13 protein-coding genes and 2 pseudogenes are annotated in these 17,903 nt (G+C 65.9%); 5 read left to right on the forward strand and 10 right to left on the reverse strand.

Features of this window, described 5'->3' with window-relative positions:
- The 3 genes and pseudogenes from AB4Y42_RS25265 to AB4Y42_RS25275 all read right to left on the reverse strand — a co-directional run bounded on the left by AB4Y42_RS25265 (position 1) and on the right by AB4Y42_RS25275 (position 3,554).
- A complete protein-coding gene (locus tag AB4Y42_RS25265) occupies positions 1–558 on the reverse strand; it encodes a barstar family protein (RefSeq protein ID WP_133182332.1) in 558 nt (185 codons plus the stop codon).
- Positions 559–565: 7 nt separating this feature from the next.
- Positions 566–853 (reverse strand): annotated as a pseudogene (locus AB4Y42_RS25270) (ribonuclease); the annotation flags it as partial.
- A 406-nt stretch (positions 854–1,259) separates the two neighbouring features.
- A complete protein-coding gene (locus AB4Y42_RS25275; RefSeq protein ID WP_368692583.1) occupies positions 1,260–3,554 on the reverse strand; it encodes an NADP-dependent malic enzyme in 2,295 nt (764 codons plus the stop codon).
- Positions 3,555–3,741: 187 nt separating this feature from the next.
- Here AB4Y42_RS25275 and thiL point away from each other — a divergent pair, with 187 nt between their 5' ends.
- Genes thiL through AB4Y42_RS25295 form a run of 4 tightly spaced genes read left to right on the forward strand, consistent with a single transcriptional unit; the run spans position 3,742 to position 6,455 of the window.
- Positions 3,742–4,731 (forward strand): thiamine-phosphate kinase, encoded by a 990-nt coding sequence (thiL, locus tag AB4Y42_RS25280; RefSeq protein WP_368695691.1) that lies wholly within the window; start codon positions 3,742–3,744, stop codon positions 4,729–4,731.
- Entirely contained in the window at positions 4,721–5,305 is a 585-nt protein-coding gene (locus AB4Y42_RS25285) for a phosphatidylglycerophosphatase A (RefSeq protein ID WP_368692581.1), read from the forward strand. Before thiL ends, AB4Y42_RS25285 begins: the two co-directional genes overlap by 11 nt.
- Before the next feature lie 45 nt (positions 5,306–5,350).
- Entirely contained in the window at positions 5,351–5,851 is a 501-nt protein-coding gene (locus tag AB4Y42_RS25290; protein ID WP_342919401.1) for a CinA family protein, read from the forward strand.
- 55 nt (positions 5,852–5,906) lie between these two features.
- Positions 5,907–6,455, forward strand: a complete 549-nt coding sequence (locus AB4Y42_RS25295) for a cupin domain-containing protein (protein WP_368695692.1) — start codon at positions 5,907–5,909, stop codon at positions 6,453–6,455.
- Here the strand turns inward: AB4Y42_RS25295 and AB4Y42_RS25300 are convergent.
- The 3 genes and pseudogenes from AB4Y42_RS25300 to AB4Y42_RS25310 all read right to left on the reverse strand — a co-directional run.
- Complete coding sequence (locus tag AB4Y42_RS25300) at positions 6,452–6,895, reverse strand: nuclear transport factor 2 family protein (protein WP_368695693.1); 444 nt, start codon at positions 6,893–6,895, stop codon at positions 6,452–6,454. The two genes, AB4Y42_RS25295 and AB4Y42_RS25300, sit on opposite strands and share 4 nt — an antisense overlap.
- Positions 6,896–7,012: 117 nt before the next feature.
- Positions 7,013–9,250, reverse strand: coding sequence for a YadA family autotransporter adhesin (locus AB4Y42_RS25305; protein ID WP_368695778.1), 2,238 nt, complete (start codon positions 9,248–9,250; stop codon positions 7,013–7,015).
- Between the two features lie 6 nt (positions 9,251–9,256).
- A pseudogene (locus AB4Y42_RS25310) lies at positions 9,257–9,586 on the reverse strand (ESPR-type extended signal peptide-containing protein); the annotation flags it as partial.
- Positions 9,587–10,271: 685 nt separating this feature from the next.
- On the opposite strand from AB4Y42_RS25310, the gene AB4Y42_RS25315 reads away from it, so the two are divergent.
- The gene (locus AB4Y42_RS25315) at positions 10,272–13,592 is read left to right on the forward strand and encodes an ATP-binding protein (protein WP_368695694.1); all 3,321 of its coding nucleotides are present in this window, start codon (positions 10,272–10,274) and stop codon (positions 13,590–13,592) included.
- A gap of 92 nt (positions 13,593–13,684) precedes the next feature.
- Here the strand turns inward: AB4Y42_RS25315 and pyrF are convergent, their stop codons facing one another.
- From pyrF to AB4Y42_RS25335, 4 genes are all read right to left on the reverse strand, one after another.
- Positions 13,685–14,500, reverse strand: coding sequence for an orotidine-5'-phosphate decarboxylase (gene pyrF / locus AB4Y42_RS25320; RefSeq protein ID WP_368695695.1), 816 nt, complete (start codon positions 14,498–14,500; stop codon positions 13,685–13,687).
- 182 nt (positions 14,501–14,682) lie between these two features.
- A complete protein-coding gene (locus AB4Y42_RS25325; protein WP_368695696.1) occupies positions 14,683–15,873 on the reverse strand; it encodes an aldose 1-epimerase in 1,191 nt (396 codons plus the stop codon).
- 291 nt (positions 15,874–16,164) lie between these two features.
- Positions 16,165–17,085, reverse strand: a complete 921-nt coding sequence (locus AB4Y42_RS25330) for an SMP-30/gluconolactonase/LRE family protein (RefSeq protein WP_368692575.1) — start codon at positions 17,083–17,085, stop codon at positions 16,165–16,167.
- On the reverse strand, positions 17,082–17,894 hold the full coding sequence (locus AB4Y42_RS25335) for an SDR family NAD(P)-dependent oxidoreductase (RefSeq protein ID WP_368695697.1): 813 nt from the start codon (positions 17,892–17,894) through the stop codon (positions 17,082–17,084). The genes AB4Y42_RS25330 and AB4Y42_RS25335 overlap by 4 nt, the downstream gene beginning before the upstream one ends.
- Between the last annotated feature and the right edge of the window lie 9 nt (positions 17,895–17,903).

The raw sequence follows: 17,903 nt of genomic DNA on the forward strand, positions 1-17,903 counted from the left end.
TCAGGCGAACGAATAAAAAACGCGGAACGGCACCTTGCGCTCGGCCCAGTATTCCGAAGCCTCGCGAAATACGTCGAGCAGCGTCTCCCGCCCGTCCTTGTCGAACTTCTGGGCGATCGGCAGCCCTTCCAGCACGATCACGAAACCCGGCTGCTCGCCGGCCTTCTGCACCAGATCGGTCAGGCAGTCGTACAAGCCGTCGTAGTTCTTGCCGAAATGTTTCGGAAACAGAAACGACGTGGCAATGGTCTCGAGTACTTCCTGCTTGGTTTGCGCATTCGCGCAGAACGCATAGAGGAAATGCTCCTGCAGCCGCTGGGCTTCGTCCGAGAGATCCTGAATGCGAAACGCCCGGATCGACTGGACAATATTCGGCTGCACGGTCGAAAACAGGCTCATGGCCCCCTCGTTCGATGAAAGCCCCGCCTCATCCTGGCGCGCCTCGCTGTCGTGCTTCAACTGCATGACGCGCTGGAACAGGTTGCCTTCCCCGGACGCGAACAGATCGCTCGCGACCCGGGGGTCGTGCGCGTAAACGTTATCGCTCATGCCGCTCATCCCGGTGTCAATCAATAATTCGCCTGAAACTGGCGTAGTGGTCGTCGGAGTAGTAACAGTTGTCGGTCCGCTTGCGTGGGCCGCCGCAAACGATGCGCTTGGCACCGCGGTTGTGCGCGCCCGGCGTCGGGACCGTGTACTCGTGATAGTAGCCCCGCCGCTGCGGTGGCAATATCCGCTCAAAATTCCCGAATACGACGCCGTCCTTCTCGAAAGGGAACGGGCCGCCCGCCGCAATCAGGCTCAACGTGCCTACCGCCTCACGCGGAAGTTCGTTGACCGAAATGCTGCCGACCGAATTACCCGCCTCTTCCGGCTGGCTCGTGCGCGCCTGAGCGCCACCTGCCGCAAGCGCTGCGGTTGCGACCAGCGCCACCGCGGCGGCGCGCCGCAAGCCAGACAAACTGCCGCCGAAACAATGAGTTAGACGAGGCGCCATCGCCTGGTTCCCGCTTCCCTGGTTACGCGTTCGACGACCATGAAAGGTGTAAGGGTATCGCTAATGATGCCTGGAAGCAACGTTAGTCAGGCGAGGAGGACCACAGCCCGACCCCGCACAAGGGCCAAACCGGTAAATCTTACAATCTAATTTTGCGCGATTTTGCCAGATCGAGCCGGGTCTCGCGGGCAAAAAAATCGGCGCGCTCACAGGAGCACGCCGATTTCGGGAACCGCGTCGCCGGCAACCCGAGCAACTGAGCTTAACGTGCCGCGTTCACGTCTGCGACGAGCAGCGCCGTCATGTTGACGATGCGGCGCACCGTGGCGGAAGCCGTGAGCACGTGCACCGGCTTGGCCGCGCCCAGCAGGATCGGCCCGATGGCGATGTTGTTGCCGGCTGCCGTCTTGAGCAGGTTGTAGGAAATGTTCGCCGCGTCGATGTTCGGCATGATGAGCAGATTCGCTTCGCCTTCGAGCGTCGACTCGGGCAGGATTTCCTTGCGCAGGTTCGCGTCGATCGCCACGTCGCCGTGCATTTCGCCGTCCACGTGCAGGTCCGGCGCGCGCTCCTGGAGGATCTCGAGCAGGTCGCGCATCTTCTGGGCGCTCGGCGCGTTGCTCGAACCGAAGTTCGAGTGCGAGCACAGCGCGATCTTCGGCTCGATGCCGAAGCGGCGCACTTCCTCGGCCGCCATGATGGTGATTTCCGCGAGCTGCTCCGGCGTCGGGTCGACGTTGACGTGCGTGTCGGCGATGAAAATCTGCCGGTTCGGCAGCACCAGCGCGTTCATCGCCGCGTAGACGTTGCAACCCGTCTTCTTGCCGATCACCTGGTCGATGAAGTGCAGGTGGCGATGGGTCGTGCTGACCGTGCCGCAGATCATGCCGTCGGCTTCGCCCTTTTCCACCAGCATCGAGCCGATCAGCGTGGTGCGGCGGCGCATTTCGAGCTTAGCCATTTGCTGCGTGATGCCCTTGCGCGCCATGAGCTTTGCATAGGTCTGCCAGAACTCGCGGTAGCGCTCGTCGTGGTCGGTGTTCACGACCGTGTAGTCCTGGCCGGCGTGCAGGCGCAGGCCGTAGCGCGCGATGCGCTGCTCGATCACCGACGGGCGGCCGATCAGGATGGGCTTCGCGAGCTTTTCGTCGACCACGATCTGCACCGCGCGCAGGATGCGCTCTTCTTCGCCCTCGGCGAACACGATGCGCTTCTTCTCCGGCTCCACGGCGCGCGCGAGCTGGAAGATCGGCTTCATGGTCGTGCCGCTGTGGTAGACGAACTGCTGGAGGTGCTGCTCGTAGGCGTCCATGTCCTCGATCGGACGGGTCGCGACGCCCGAGTCCATCGCTGCCCTGGCCACAGCCGGCGCGATCTTGACGATCAGGCGCGGGTCGAAGGGCTTCGGAATCAGATACTCGGGCCCGAACTGCAGATCCTGGATGCCGTAGGCCGTGGCCACGACATCGCTTTGCTCCTGGCGCGCCAGTTCCGCAATCGCGTTCACCGCGGCGATTTCCATTTCGCGCGTGATGGTGGTCGCGCCCGCGTCGAGCGCGCCGCGGAAGATGAACGGGAAGCACAGGACGTTGTTCACCTGGTTCGGGTAGTCCGTGCGGCCCGTGGCGAGCACGGCGTCCGGACGCACTTCGAGCGCGAGCTCCGGCAGGATTTCCGGCGTCGGGTTGGCGAGCGCGAGGATGAGCGGCTTGGCCGCCATCTGCTTGACCATCTCCTGCTTGAGCACGCCGCCAGCCGAAAGGCCGAGGAAAATATCGGCGCCTTCGATCACTTCGGCGAGCGTGCGCGCGTGGGTTTCCCGCGCGAATCGCTCCTTGTCCGGGTCCATCAGCTCGGTGCGGCCCTTGTAGACCACGCCCGCCAGGTCGGTGACGACGATGTTTTCGAGCGGCAGGCCGAGGTCGACGAGCAGGTCCAGACACGCCAGCGCGGCCGCGCCTGCGCCCGAGGCGACCAGCTTCACGTCCTTGATGTCCTTGCCCACGACCTTCAGGCCGTTCGTGAAGGCGGCCGCCACCACGATGGCCGTGCCGTGCTGGTCGTCGTGGAAGACCGGAATCTTCATGCGCTTGCGCGCTTCGCGTTCGACGATGAAGCACTCGGGCGCCTTGATGTCTTCGAGGTTGATGCCGCCGAAGGTGGGTTCGAGCGCGGCGATCACGTCGACGAGCTTGTGCGGGTCCGTCTCGTTGAGTTCGATGTCGAACACGTCGATGCCCGCGAACTTCTTGAAGAGCACCGCCTTGCCTTCCATCACCGGCTTCGAGGCGAGCGGCCCGATGTTGCCGAGGCCAAGCACGGCCGTGCCGTTCGACACGACGCCCACGAGGTTGCTGCGCGCCGTGAAGCGCGCGGCGTTGAGCGGATTCTCGACAATCGCCTCGCACGCGAACGCGACGCCCGGCGAATACGCGAGCGAGAGATCACGCTGATTGATCATCTGCTTGGTCGGCGCGATCGCGATCTTCCCGGGCGTGGGGAACTCGTGATAATCGAGGGCGGCTTCGCGAAGCTTGTTCGTAGCGGGATTCGACATGGGAGGCAGGACGTGAGTGCGGATTAGAATGACAACTCGAACGCTAAGTTGACCGATTGTAGCGCCAATCCCAGACGGCATTCCTTTCAGTTCGGGCGCAAGTGCCGCGACCGCGATGGGGGGAAAAGCCACGCCAGGGCGCCCTATGCGGCGACGGCCATACCCCAACTGTCATAACCCTTTCGTCATGCTTTCCGAGTTCTCCCTGATTGACCGATATTTTGCGCGGCGAGCGCGCACGAACACGCAACGCGCCACGCTGGGCATCGGCGACGACTGCGCGCTCATCGCGCCCGCCGCGGGCGAAATGCTGGCCGTCTCGACCGACATGCTGGTGGAAGGCCGCCACTTCTTCCCCGACATCGATCCGCACGCGCTCGGCCACAAGGCGCTCGCCGTGAATCTCTCTGACCTCGCCGCGATGGGTGCGCAGCCGCTCGGCTTCACGCTCGCGTTCGCGCTCCCCAAGGCGGATGAGGACTGGCTAGCCGCGTTCAGCGCGGGCCTCTTCGAGCTGGCCGAGCGCTTCGACTGCGAATTGATCGGCGGCGATACCACGGCAGGGCCGCTGAACCTCTGCCTGACGGTGTTCGGCTCAGTGCGTCAGGATGCCGCGCTTCGGCGCGACGCCGCCCAGGCGGGAGACGACATCTGGGTTTCCGGCACGCCCGGCGATGCGCGCGCAGGCCTCGGCATGATGCGTGGCGAATGGCCGGTGAGCGAGCCCGACGCCGCGCACTTGCGCCGGGCGCTCGAATACCCTGAACCGCGCGTGGCGCTGGGCCTCGCGCTGCGCGGCGTGGCGCGCGCGGCGCTCGACGTATCGGACGGCCTGGCCGGCGACCTGCGCCATATTCTGGAACGCTCGCACCTCGCCGCGACGATCGACGTCGACGCCCTGCCGCTCTCGCCTGCGCTCGCGCGCCTGCCGCGCGACGTGCAGCTGCAATGCGCGCTCGCGGGCGGCGACGACTACGAACTGTGCTTCACGGCGGCGCCCGCGCAGCGCGACGCGGTCGAGGCGGCGGCGCAACAGGCGGGTGTGCGCGTCACGCTCATCGGTACAATGACTTCCCGCACTTCGCCGCAAGCCGCCCCCGAGATCGCCTGGCGCGACGCGGGTGGCACGCCGCTCAACCTGACGTTGCAAGGTTTCGATCACTTCCATGCAGACTGACCCCACGCCCTCGCCCGCCGGTCAGCCGGCTCCTCCGGCAGGCTCGGCAAGCAACGCCGCCGCACCCGGCACGGGCGCTCAGGCCGGTGGCCCGCGCCGCGCCGACGCGCCGTTCATGCTCACCCATCCGCTGCACATCGTTTCGCTCGGCTTCGGCTCGGGGCTCTCGCGCCTCGCGCCCGGCACGGCCGGCACGCTGTTCGCCTGGGCGTCCTTCGAGGTGCTCAACCGCTATCTCACGGTGACCGAGTGGGGACTGCTGATCTTCTTCGGCTTCTTTGCGGGCATCTGGATCACGGCCTTCACGGCGAAGAAGCTGCGCACGGATGATCCCTCGGCCATCGTCTGGGACGAGATCGTGGCGTTCTGGCTCGTGCTGCTCATGATCACGCCCGTCGATTTCGAGGGCCGGCTGTGGGCCTTCGTCGTCTTCCGGTTTTTCGACATGGTGAAGCCGCCGCCCATCCGCTATTTCGACCGGCGCTTCAAGGGCGGCCTCGGCATCATGCTCGACGACATCGTCGCCGCATTCTTCACACTGCTCGTCATCGCGCTCTGGCGCATGTCGGTGTAACGCCACGTCGCCGCCACGCCGCCGCCAACCCAACGGATTGCTGCAATGTCTACCGATTCCGTCGTCCACCAACTCGCCATCCGCGTCGGCAACAAGCTGCGCGACGGGCGGCTCATGCTCGCGACCGCCGAGTCCTGCACGGGCGGCATGGTCGCCACCGCCATCACCGACATTTCCGGCAGCAGCGTCTGGTTCGAACGCGGCTTCGTCACCTACTCGAACCAGGCGAAAACCGAGATGATCGGCGTGCCGCCCGAACTCATCGACAAGCACGGCGCGGTGAGCGAACCGGTCGCGCGTGCGATGGCCGAAGGCGCGCTCAGCAACAGCCGGGCACAGGTTTCGCTCTCCATCACCGGCGTCGCCGGACCGGGCGGCGGCACGCCGGAAAAGCCGGTTGGCATGGTGTCGTTCGGCTGGAGCAACCGGCTGCATACGAGCGTCGAGACGCTGGTCTTCAAGGGCGACCGCGAACAGATCCGCGTGCAGGCCGCCGCGCACGCGCTGCGCGGGCTGCTCGCGTTCATCGACGAACAGGAACGCTAAAACCGGCCCGCGCCTCGCTGGAGCGCCGGCCGGGCCCATCAAGGAGGCCCATGCCATGGCAGCCGCGAATACCGCAGTCGAAGAATTGATCCGCCGCTTCGGGCTTGAACCGCACCCCGAAGGCGGCTACTACAGCGAAACCTATCGAGCCGACAAGCTCGTGCGGCGCGACGGCGCAGCCGCCGCAGAGGGCACGCGCGCAGCCTCGACGGCCATCTACTTCCTGCTGGCGGAAGGCGCCTATTCGGCATGGCACCGGATCCGCTCCGACGAGCTCTGGCACTTCTACGCGGGCTCGCCCCTCGAGATTCATTCGATCGACGAACGCGGCGTGCTCTCCACGCGCAAGCTCGGCCACGCGCTCGACCATCCGGGCACCGTGTTCCAGGCGGTGGTCCCGGCCGGACACTGGTTCGCGGCGCGCTGCTGCGATCCTTCGACCTATGCGCTCGTGGGCTGCACGGTGGCGCCGGGGTTCGAGTTCAGCGAGTTCGAGATCGCCGATGCGAACGCGCTCGCGGGAAAATACCCGCTGCATCGATCGATCATCGAGTTGCTCGGCAAACCGGCGTCCGTTGCGGCTGCGGCCACGAAGAAAGATTAGGGGCGCGGCGTCCCCTGGGAGGAGATCACCTGCCACCCGCGCGGACCGCCACGCACGAAGACGTCGGTGAACGCTGCCTGCTTCGCGGCAGCGCCGGCGTTCACTCGATACTCGACGACGCCGGTGACGAGGCCGGTGTCGCCGGACACGCGCACGTTCACGAAAACGAAGCGCTGCGTGTAGCTCTCGGGTGCCTTGTGCCCGGCCATTGCATCGACCCTGTCCTGGATCGCACCGCGTTCGGTGACCTGAACGAAATCGGCATGCAGTAGTTGATCGAGAGCCGGCCTGTCGGCGGCGATCTGGGCCGCCACCCAGGCATTCTCGATTTGCCCGATTTGTGCTTTGTCCGAGGCCTCATCGGCATGGGCAGCGGCCGAAGACAGGCAAACCGCGCCGACAACGGCCAACGCGATAGCCAGTTTGAAACGATGCTTCATAGCTTTACCTTTACTGGAGTAGCCAAGGCTCGGATGCCGACGCGCACCGCCTGCCACTCGCGTGTTCTGTTGCACCGCCACGGTTACCCGTGGCGGCCGGCGTTGTTATCTGGGTGATCAGAATCCGAACGTCGCGCCAACCGAAGCGCCAGTGCTGCCGCCGCTGCCAGTCGAACGGGCAAGGTGCGCGTTCAGCAGCAGGCGGTTGCTCACATACCAGTTCGCACCGAGTGCCAGGGCGCTTTCGCCGCCGTAGGTACCGGCCGCGACGGCCATCTGGAAGTTGCCTTCCGCCCGTGCGTTCGGGATGAGCGACGAAGCTGCCATCGCCGTGGCGCCCAGCGCGTTCATCTGCTTGCGAACGACGCCGATCTGCTGGTTCGTGTATGCGTTGGACTGCTGCGTCGCCTGCTGCACGGCGCTGCCCGTCGCATTGCTGACCGCGTCGTTCAACTGGTCGACGTTGACCGCGTCCGTGCCCGCGGTGCCCGCCGCGACGTTGGCAATCTGGCGCTCGCTGCCCGCCGAGCCCACCGACACCGTGTTTGCACGATCGGCCACCGAGCCTGCGCCCAGCGCGACCGAGTTCTGCGCGGTTGCTGTTGCGCCCGCGCCAAGCGCCGTCGAATTCTTCGCGGTGGCTTGCGAGCGCGCGCCATACGCCGACGACGTCTCCCCGCTTGCCACCGAATTCGCGCCGCCTGCGGTGGCATGCGTGCCGCTTGCGGTGGCCGCTTCGGTGTTGCGATCGCCTTGTGCCGAGAACATCGGGTCGGTCGCGTTTTCGGCGATGTTGGTGACGTTCGCGATCGCCGCGTTCATCTGACCGACGTTCACCGCGTCCGAATCCGCCACGCCGTCAGCCAGGTTGTGGATCGAAACCGGCGTGGTCGAACCCGGGCCGCCCAACGTGATCGAGTCGTGCGCCGACGAGTCGTACATCACGGCATCGGCGAGCTGGCTGCTGATGTTGGTGACGCTCTGGCTCACTGCGTACAGCTGCGAACCGTTCACCGCATCCACGCTCGATGCGGTCACCGCGCCGTTCGACACACCCGTCAGGACACGCGTACCCGCCGTGCCCGTGAAGTCCACGGTTGTGCCACCCGTGTCCTTCGCCACCGTCACCATGCTCGTCGGCGAGGCTTGCCGCACCAGACCGATCGTGCCGTTGTTGATGTTGTTCGTCAGGTTCATGATGTCGGTCGTGTTCTGCGTCACGCGGCCGTCGAGGTTCGTCAGTGCGCCGCCCACGTTGTTGAACGTGTCGCCACCGATCAGGTACGTCGGGGCCGAGATCGAGCCGTCGCTGTTCACCGTCGAGCCGCCGCCGAACGAATCCGCCGTCGAGCTGGCCAGGTTGTACAGCTGCGAGCCGTTCACCGCGTCGAGACTCGTCGCGCTCAGCACGCCATTCGCCACGTTGTGCAGCGCCACCGGCGTGGTCGAATCCACACCGCCTAGCGTCACCGAGTCGTGCGCCGACGTGTCGTACTTGACCGCATCAGCGAGTTGGCCGTTGATGTTCGTGACGTCTCCCGCGAGATCCGAGATGCTCTGGTTCGTTGCATTGAGCTGCGAGCCGTTCACCGCATCCACGCTCGAGGCGTTCACCGCGCCGTTCGACACACCCGTCAGGACACGCGTACCCGCCGTGCCCGTGAAGTCCACGGTCGTGCCACCCGTGTCCTTCGCCACCGTCACCATGCTCGTCGGCATGGCTTGCTGCACCAGACCGATCGTGCCGTTGTTGATGTTGTTCGTCAGGTTCGTGATGTCGGTCGTGTTCTGCGTGACCTGCTGGTTGGTCGCGAAAAGTTCCGAGCCATTCACCGCGTCGGTCGACGAAGCCGTCAGTTGGCCTGCCGCAACGTTGGTGATCGTGCGCTCCTTCCCCGCCGAACCCACCGAGACCGTGCTCTTCGCGTTCGTGCCGGCGAAGGTGTAGCCATTGCCGCCGATCGTTGCGCCCGGCGTGTTCACCACGGCTGCTGTGGTCGTACCCGTGCCCAGCGCCACGTCGTTTGCATTGCTCGCGACGGCCAACTTGCCTATCGCCATCGAACCATCACCGACTGACGTCGCGCCGCTGCCGATGGCGACCGAGGTGGCGCCGGTCGACGTCGTCAATACGCCCATCGCCACCGACCCGTAGCCCAACGCGGCGTTGTAACTGCCCATTGCGGCAGAGAAATCGCCACTTGCTATTGTGCGGTAGCCCAGAGCGCTGCTGGCATCGCCGGCTGCCGTTGCGAGCGAACCCACCACGGTTCCAAATGCGCCCGTAGCGGTGGCACCGAAGCCAATCGCGCCCGCATTCTGGCCACTGGCAAGCGCGTATTGGCCGATTGCCATTGTTCCTGCGCCTGTTGCACTGGCATTGGAGCCGATCGCAAGGTTGAGCTGCTGGAGAGAACGACCATCGGCACTAACCAGATACTGGTTTGAAGTATCAGCCGCGTAAGCGCTCGTACCGATCGCAACGTTTGCGTCAACGCCGCTGTCATTCGCAGCGGTGCTGCCACTCCCGCCGGCGCTATACGCGTGCGCCTGGCTGGCCACGCCAAGCGCCGCTGCCGCGATCACGATCGCATTCGCCGCACCTCCCTTCTTCTTGCCTTTGGCACGTTCCGGAGCCGCAACCCATGTCCCCGTCGCCTCATTCCACACTGGGCGATAAACCATATTCATTCGTATTCCTTAACTATATTTAAACATTGAAACTGGCTTTGCAGAGTTTGCAAATTGCCTGGAGTTGCGCCGCGCCGGATCTAATCGCCCGACTTCAAGTCCGGTTTTCGTTCATGCACGATTGGCACAGACAAGCTCGTTCTGCCGTGAGAAAGAAGCGGATAGCGGCTAGCGGGCCGAATACGGCACGTTCGACACAGAGCCGGCAAAGGAGTGATTCGGGACGCTCGCGCGCCTCGCGCGAGGTGAAAGACGAAATGCCACCTCAGCATCATGACTCCGATGCTAAGGAAGGCCGAAGGCGGGATGAATCAGACAACTCCTATTGTTCAGCCACCAGGCTGAAATAGTTCTTAGTTATTAGCGAGCACCACCAAGAAAAAAGTGCTCGTTTCGCAAGCCGGAATGCCACGCCGTCAGACAAGCGCTGTCAGGCATTGACATATAATGAACTGGCACGCTTTGCTGCAAAGCATGGGCCTGTGTTGCATCCTTCAGGCATCCCCTCAAGATTCCTAACTTTTGGCAACTCGATTGCGCCCATGACGGAAAAGACGCGAAACGTGTGGATCAGCGCGGCCAGCGACGCCCCAGCCACACCAACGCAGGAAAGAGCGCCAATGGGCAAGTGTCGCGCCGATCCGCACGCCGATTGGGTGCGCTTCACCCAGGATCGCGGATCCGCATGATGCCCAGCTTCGGTCGCCGCCATGGCGCCCCTCCCACTTCGCCGTACGCCGCGCTCGAGGCGCTCCAGCGCAACCTCAGGCGTGAACGGCGCGTCTTCGCACTGCTGACCGGCCTGCTGATCCTTGCGGCGCTGTGCATGGCCGCCGCCGCGCTCGGCGGCATCGCGTTCAGCGCACTGCGCGCGCAGGCGCTGGAGGCGAACACGCTCAGTGCGAAGGCCAACGCGCGGCTCGACCGGCTGTACACGCTGCTCGGCAGTGCAGGCGTCGTCCTCGTGCTCGAGACCGCCTCGGCATCGACGGCACCGTTGAACGCCGAGCCAACCTCCCGCTGCGCGACGACCTTCGAAGGCATGGACGGGTCGCCAGATCTGAGGGCAGTGTGCGAGCACATGGCGGGGGTGCTCGACATCGTCTCTTCCGATGTGCCCATCATGTTGCTGCGCGCCGACGGCGGCGCGGCGTATAGCCGTGGTGTCGCGCCCAAGGGGTCGCAATTGCGGCCGGCCGAAGCCGCGCGCACGCTGGCCGATGCCGCGCTCCTGCAGATCACGACCCACGGCCTGGATCCGGTCGCGGCAGCCAAAGGTATCAAGGTCGCCTGGTTCCGCCCACCCGAAGCGCTCGGCTTCCCGCCCGATCTCGTGCTCGGCGCATTGCCGGTGCTCAGGAACGGTACGCTCTACGCGTTCACGATCACCAGCGTCGATCTCGACTCGCTCCTCCTCGCCCAGAGCACCAGCGTCCCGTCGATCCCCCCGACGCTGTTCGGCGCTGACGGCATCATGCTCGCCGGCCCGCTGCCCCCTGCTGGCGCGCAGTATCTCGACCGACGCCTTGCGAACCTTGCCCCCGGCAACTTCCACGTACTCCCCCGCTTCGGCGTCGCGCTGCGCGAAGCGCCGCTCGTGCATGGCTTTGGGCACTTCATGGTGGCGCTGTCGTGGGGCGAGCTTTTCGCGATCACGCGCACGCCCGTCATCATCGTCCTGATCCTGACGGCCGCCCTTATTGCCATGCTCACCGTGCTGTCGCGCTACTGGAATCGCCGGGTGCTGACGCGCACCTACGACGAAGCCACACGCGCGCTCGAAGGCGAGTTGCTCAATCATCTGCTCGTGCACGCCACGCCGGTAGGCCTGTGCATCGTCAGGCGCAGCAACTTCGAGATCGTCGTGGCGAACCAGATCGTGCGCAATGTTCTCGGCATCGACGAGTACGCCACGCATTTGCCGAGCGCGCTGTGTGTCGAGTTCGAACAGCACGGGCCGTGGCCCGCCCCCACGAAACACGAGGACGAGACGACGGTGTACGAGTTGCCGTACTCGCTCGAGCGGCCCGGCAAGGAAGCGCTCCATCTCGCCATCACCTATGCGCCGGCCACGATGAACCACGAAGCCGTCCTGTTCTGTGCGATAGCGGACATGTCGGAGCGCCACGAAGCGGAGCGCCTGCTGCGCGAAGCCAAGCGCATGAGCGACGAAGCCGCGCGCGCCAGGGTGAGCTTCTTCGCGGCGATGAGCCACGAGATCCGCACGCCGCTCGCTTCGCTCGTCGGCAATATCGAACTCGTCGCGCGCGGGCCGCTCGCGCCGGAACAGGGCGCGCGCGTGCAGGCCATGCAAAACTCCTCGGCCGAACTGCTGCAGATCGTGAGCGACGTGCTCGATTTTTCGAAAATCGACGTGGGTCAGATGAAGCTGGTCGAAGAACCTGGCTCGATTGCGGCGCTCCTCGTCCGCATCGCGCTCGCCCATGCGCCGCTCGCCGTGCGCCAGCACCTGCCGTTCTATCTCGTGATGGATCGGGCCATTCCGGTGCAACTTCGCTTCGACGCCGTGCGCGTCGCGCAGATCGCCAACAATCTGCTCAGCAATGCCTTCAAATTCACCCGCTCCGGGAAGATCGTCCTGCGCGCGCGCTGGCGCGAAGGTGCGCTTGAGATCAGCGTGAGCGACTCCGGCGACGGCATTGCCGATGACCTCAAGCCACACCTGTTCCAGCCCTTCACGCAAGGCGACGCCCATCGGCTCACGCAAGCGCGCGGCACCGGCCTCGGGCTTTCGATCTGCGCCCGGCTCGCCCAGTTGATGCACGGCCGCGTCGAACTCGACAGCGCGCTCGGCGTCGGAACACGCGTGGCCGTCACGCTGCCGCTGCGCCCCGAGGGCGAGGCCACGGCTGGCGATGAATGGACGCTGCCCGACGCACATCCCGCCATCCTGTGCCGCGCGCCGGAGAACCGCGAGTGGCTGGCCAACCTGTTCGACAGCCGCAGCAGCACGCCGACCTTCCTGAGCCTCGACGCGCCGCCGCATGACTGCACGTTCGACTACCTGCTCGTGACCGACGAATTCACCGGCGACGACATCGCTTCGCTCTGGCCGGACCGCGCGAAAATCATATGGCTGCGCCAGGACGGACCGCTCGTCCCGCTCGAACTCGACGGCGGCGCCGTCGTGGTGAGCCTGTACAGTCTCGCGGGCATACGTGCCGCGACGCAGAAGCGGGTTCGCAGCCGTGGAACGGCAGCGCACGCACAGCAACCCGCAGCGGACCAGCCCGCGACAGAGGAGAATTTCGCAGCGCTAACTGCGCTGATCGCCGAGGACAACCGGCTCAATCGCGCACTGCTGCGCGACCAGTTGCGCATACTGGGCGCCACCGTGATCGAGGCGAAGGACGGCGAGGAGGCGCTGGCGCGACTCGACGAGCGGCCAGTGGACCTCATTCTCACGGATCTGAACATGCCGGGCATGAACGGCTACGCGCTGCTGGACGCGTTACGCGCAAAGCACCCTCATCTGCCGGTCTACGCAGTGAGTTCGGATGCGCTGCCCGAGCAGATCGCGCAGGGGCGCGCGTTGGGCTTTACCGACTATCTCACCAAGCCGGTCGCGCTCGCGGACCTCGCCCGGGTGCTGGCCGTCGTGTCCGCGCAGATCAGCGCCGCGCCGAGCGAACGCGCAAGCGCATCGAGCGCGACACTCACAGCGGATTCCGAAGCAGATCCGCGCGCCGGGCTGCCCCGCTTCCCGCCACTGCCTGCCGCGCTCGCCGATATATTCATCGCGCAGGTGGATCACGATCTCGTCGATTACACGCAGATCGCCTCGCAGCGCGACTTCGCGCGGATGAACGACTGGGCGCATCGCGTGTCCGGCGGACTGGCGGTGCTGGGTCCTTCGAGGATCAATGAAGCCTGCCTCGAGCTGCACGCGGCGATGCGCGAAGCGGGCAAGTGGACTGACGAAGTCGGCGATCTGGCGGCCGCCGTGGCGGCGGAACTCGAAGCACTGCGCTCGCAGTCGGGTTAGCCGCGCGGGCGTCGTCGACGTGACGCCTGCGGGCAAAGGCAGTGACGCCCAGACCGTTCAGGAACGTCTACCCGCCCCCGCAGAAACCCATCTCAACGATAGGCGTTGATCCGGTCGCGCGTTTCTCTCGCGGCCGTTGCAGCCGCCTGCGCGTAGTCCTCGCCCTTGCTCGCGTAGATGATCGCGCGCGACGAGTTGATGAGCATGCCCGTGCCGTTCGCCGTGCGGCCCGCCTTCACGGTGGCCTCGACGTCGCCGCCCTGTGCGCCGATGCCGGGAATCAGCAGCGGCATGTCGCCCACGATGCCGCGCACCGTTTCGATTTCCTTCGGGAACGTCGCGCCGACCACGAGGCCGAGTTCGCCGCTTGCGTTCCATTTGTTCGCGGCGAGGTCGGCCACCACCTGATACAGCGGCTTGCCGCCGGTTTCGAGGAACTGCAGGTCTGAGCCGCCGGGGTTCGACGTACGGCACAGCACGATCACGCCCTTGCCCTCGTGCGCGAGCCACGGCTCGATCGAATCGAAGCCCATGTACGGATTGACCGTGACCGCGTCTGCCTTGAAGCGCTCGAAGGCTTCGCGCGCGTACTGCTCGGCGGTGCTGCCGATGTCGCCGCGCTTGGCGTCGAGGATCACGGGCAGGCCCGGGTGCTTCTCGTGGACGTGCGCGATCAGCGCTTCGAGCTGGTCTTCGGCGCGGTACGCGGCGAAGTAGGCGATCTGCGGCTTGAACGAGCACGCGTACGCCGCGGTGGCGTCGACAATCTCGCGGCAAAACTCGAAGATCGCGTCGCTGCGGCCGGCCAGCGCGGCGGGAAACTTCGTGGGCTCAGGGTCGAGGCCCACGCACAACAGCGAGCCGGTGCGCTGCCAGGCGGCGCCGAGGGTCTGGATGAAGGAAGTCATGGTGGTTGCTCGCGGCGAGGCAATAAGGGAAAACGGCGCGTATTTTACCCGCCCCGGAAGATGAGGCCGCGCCGCGGCGCCTGAATCGGCCTGCGCCCGGCGCTCCCGCGGGACGCGAGACGAATCGCCGGAAGAACCGGGCGCGCGCGCTCGACGTGCGCTACGCCCGGCTCATGACCGCCTTACGTCCGGGCGCGCGCGCCCTTGCCGCCTCTCGCGCCCGTGCGGCCGCGCGCGCCGGCGCGGTGCGGGCTGGCTGACGCGCGCATGTCCATGCGCTCCACGGTGAAGGAAAAGCGCCGCACGAGCCGCTCGCCGTGCGCGAGCACGGTCATGCCGTTCGCATCGCCGCCGCCGCGCAGGTTCACGGCGTTGATCGGATGATCGACGGGTTCGAAGCAAAAGAAGTCTGCGCCAGGAGGCGTGTAGAGCACGTAGTAGTCGGTGTTCGCGCAAATCGAGAGCGAGAGCCTGCGGCGCTCCCACACTACCGCCGCGCGCCCGCTCCAGCCGCTGAACGCATGATTGACGAGCTGCGCAGGCAGCGGATAGGCCACGCCGAACTGCCAGGCAGGCGGCGCGGGCACGTGGCGCACCGGCAGCCAGTCCTGGCCCGAGAGCCACAGGCCGCTCGCGGGCGCCGAAAGCTCGGTGTTCGTGTCGCGCGCAAGAAACGGATGCACGCCAAGGCCGAACGGCAGCGCCTCGCGGCCCGTATTCTCCACTTCCAGCGTCATCGCGAGCGTCGCGCCGTCGAGCGCATAGGTGAGCGCCGCGCGGTACGAATACGGTTCGCCGTCGCTGCGGTCGAGCACGAGGCGCACATTCTCGCGATCGGCACTGTCGATGCTCCAGGGCGCGAGCCAGCCGTCGCCGTGAATCGGCAGCGGTTCGCTAGCGCGATTGCGCGGCACCTCGATATCGCGGCCGCCAAAGTGAAAACGCCCTGCGCCGATGCGGTTCGAGTACGGCAGCAGCGGGTAGCACGCGAGTTCGTTCGGATCCATGCGCGCGCTCACGCGCTCGCAGCGGCGAAACACGGGCTCGAACGCGCCTTCGCTGCGCCAGTCGAAACGCGTGATTCCGCCGCCCAGCTGGGGCGCGACGTCGAGCCTTAGATACGCGTTCGCGAGCGTCACGCACGCCACGTCGCTCGAGCCCGCCGCGCCGATCGCGACCGCCGAGGTGCTCGGCCCCGGCAAAACCGGATGTGTGGCGGCTTCGAGCCGCGCGCGGCGCGCGGCGGCGGCCGGTGACACAACCGGTGAGACAGACGGAGCAGATGTAGCGGTGGGCGGCACGCTTGCAGCAGCGGCGCCTGCAGAAACGGTGGAACGGGTAGGTCGACGCACAGCGGAATTCGCGACGCTCATAAGATGCTCCTCGAGAGGCATGTTTGATTGCCGCCGCAAAAGGCGGCTCACCGGAGGCCTGTCGACACCGCGCATGCGCACGGGCCTGTGGCCGCTTCTTGTGTTCGCCCTTCTAGTGGTACTGGCAAAGCCAACTGCACACTATCGATCGACTGCATCTGTTGCCGAACTGCAACGACTGTCCGTCTCTTCATGCCGCCTGCCGCCAGCGGCGCCTTGCACGGTTCGCGTGCGTGTATCGTCAGATGAAAATACCCGCACGCCTCTGCGCAAGCGCCTGACACACCGGACTCAAGCGCGCCTGCGCCCCTGAAACCGCGGTTCTTCAAGGCCCTGGCGGCCAATTCGAACCGAAAACACGCCGCCCGCATGCGGCTCGCGCGCGAGGGCCTCCTCCTCCATTTCCTCGCGTGCGCTCGTGACATAAAGCGTGTCCAGAAGCGCACCGCCGAGCGTAACGCAGCTTGGCTGCGCTGTGGGAATCTTTACGCGCTCGGTTTCGACGCCGTCGGCGCCATAACGCACCACGCGCTCGCCGCCCCATTGCGCGTTCCAGAGGCCGCCTTGCGCATCGACGGTCGAGCCGTCCGGCACGCCGGTGTCGTCGGTGAGCGTGACGAAGGTACGTTCGTTTGCAATCGTTCCGTCTGCGCCGTAGTCGCACGCGCGAATCTCGCGCGTGAGCGTGTCGCAGAAATACATGGTCGAACCGTCCGGGCTGAACGCGATGCTGTTCGAGATCGCGGGCGCGGGCAGCGGCAGACGTTCGAGCGTGAGATCGTGGTTCAGGCGATAGAAACCGCCGATGGCCTGCCGCGGCGTTCCCTCATACTTCGTGCCGAACACGAAGCGGCCCTGGCGGTCGCAGCGTCCGTCGTTCAGGCGCGTCGGCACGCCGGGTTCGACTTCGACGATGGTGTCGATCGCGCCCGTTTCCAGGTCGAAGAACGCCAGTTGCGAGGCGAGGCCGAGGAGCAGCGTGCGCTCGTCTTCGCACAGCGCGAAGCATGCGAGGCGCTCGGGCATCTCCCAGGTGACGTGTTTGGCGCCGGACGCATTGGCGTCGTAGCGTTGCAGGCGTTTGCCCGAGATATCGACCCAGTAGAGGCGGCCGCTGCGCGCGCACCACGTCGCGCCTTCGCCCAGCTCGCATTTCGCGTGGACGAGCAGCTCGGCCACCGCTTCGTTCGAAGCGCTTTCCTTTGCGCTCATGCCCAGCCTCCATCAACGACGATGTCCTGCGACGTGATCATGCGGCTGTCGTCGGCGGCGAGGAAGAGCGCCATGCGCGCGAGGTCGGCGGGCAGCAGCTCGGCGTCGATGCACTGGCCGCGCTTGATCGACTCGCGGCCTTCGTCGGTGAGCCACAGGCGGCGCTGCTTCTCGGTCATCACCCAGCCCGGCACTAGCGAATTCACGCGGATGCCGTACGGACCAAGGTCTCTCGCGAGGCCGCGCGTGAGACCCTGCACCGCCGACTTGCTCATCGTGTAGACCGGCATTTCCGACTGCTTGAGCATCCAGCTGATCGAGCCCAGGTTGATGATCGAGCCCGCGCGCGCGGCCTTCATGTCTTCCGCCACGGCCTGCGCAGCGAACAGCTGATGCCGCAGGTTCACGGCCACGCCCGCGTCGAACGACTCGGGCGTGACTTCGGCCAGCGTGTGGCGTTTGTCGTTGGCCGCGTTGTTCACGAGCACCTGGATCGGCCCGAGCGCCGCCTTCACGTCGGCGATGGCGGCGCGCAGCGCCGAGATATCGGTGAGATCGACGTCGGCGAACAGCGGCTTGTGGCGCGAATCGCCGAGTTCGTCGGCGAGCGCCTGGCCCGCGCTCGCGTCGATGTCGAAGAACGCCACGCGCGCGCCTTGCGCGGCGAAGTGCTCGACGAACGACGCGCCGATGCCGGTCGCGCCGCCCGTGATCAGCACCACGCGGTCGGCCAGGCTCGGATAGCGCGCGTAGTTTTTGTGCGCATGGCGCGTGAGCGCGTTAGCGGGCGAATTTGCGTTGGGCGACATCGTTTGGGT

Source organism: Paraburkholderia sp. EG286B, from assembly GCF_040965655.1.
GTDB lineage: Bacteria > Pseudomonadota > Gammaproteobacteria > Burkholderiales > Burkholderiaceae > Paraburkholderia.

Coding starts and splice junctions, on each gene's coding strand:
- AB4Y42_RS25290 (WP_342919401.1), top strand. CDS start 5,351: ATGTCTACCGATTCCGTCGTCCACCAACTCGCCATCCGCGTCGGCAAC.
- AB4Y42_RS25295 (WP_368695692.1), top strand. CDS start 5,907: ATGGCAGCCGCGAATACCGCAGTCGAAGAATTGATCCGCCGCTTCGGG.
- AB4Y42_RS25330 (WP_368692575.1), bottom strand. CDS start 17,085: ATGAGCGCAAAGGAAAGCGCTTCGAACGAAGCGGTGGCCGAGCTGCTC.
- AB4Y42_RS25335 (WP_368695697.1), bottom strand. CDS start 17,894: ATGTCGCCCAACGCAAATTCGCCCGCTAACGCGCTCACGCGCCATGCG.
- thiL (WP_368695691.1), top strand. CDS start 3,742: ATGCTTTCCGAGTTCTCCCTGATTGACCGATATTTTGCGCGGCGAGCG.
- AB4Y42_RS25275 (WP_368692583.1), bottom strand. CDS start 3,554: ATGTCGAATCCCGCTACGAACAAGCTTCGCGAAGCCGCCCTCGATTAT.
- AB4Y42_RS25265 (WP_133182332.1), bottom strand. CDS start 558: ATGAGCGGCATGAGCGATAACGTTTACGCGCACGACCCCCGGGTCGCG.
- AB4Y42_RS25305 (WP_368695778.1), bottom strand. CDS start 9,250: ATGGCAATCGGCCAATACGCGCTTGCCAGTGGCCAGAATGCGGGCGCG.
- AB4Y42_RS25300 (WP_368695693.1), bottom strand. CDS start 6,895: ATGAAGCATCGTTTCAAACTGGCTATCGCGTTGGCCGTTGTCGGCGCG.
- AB4Y42_RS25325 (WP_368695696.1), bottom strand. CDS start 15,873: ATGAGCGTCGCGAATTCCGCTGTGCGTCGACCTACCCGTTCCACCGTT.
- AB4Y42_RS25315 (WP_368695694.1), top strand. CDS start 10,272: ATGATGCCCAGCTTCGGTCGCCGCCATGGCGCCCCTCCCACTTCGCCG.
- AB4Y42_RS25285 (WP_368692581.1), top strand. CDS start 4,721: ATGCAGACTGACCCCACGCCCTCGCCCGCCGGTCAGCCGGCTCCTCCG.
- pyrF (WP_368695695.1), bottom strand. CDS start 14,500: ATGACTTCCTTCATCCAGACCCTCGGCGCCGCCTGGCAGCGCACCGGC.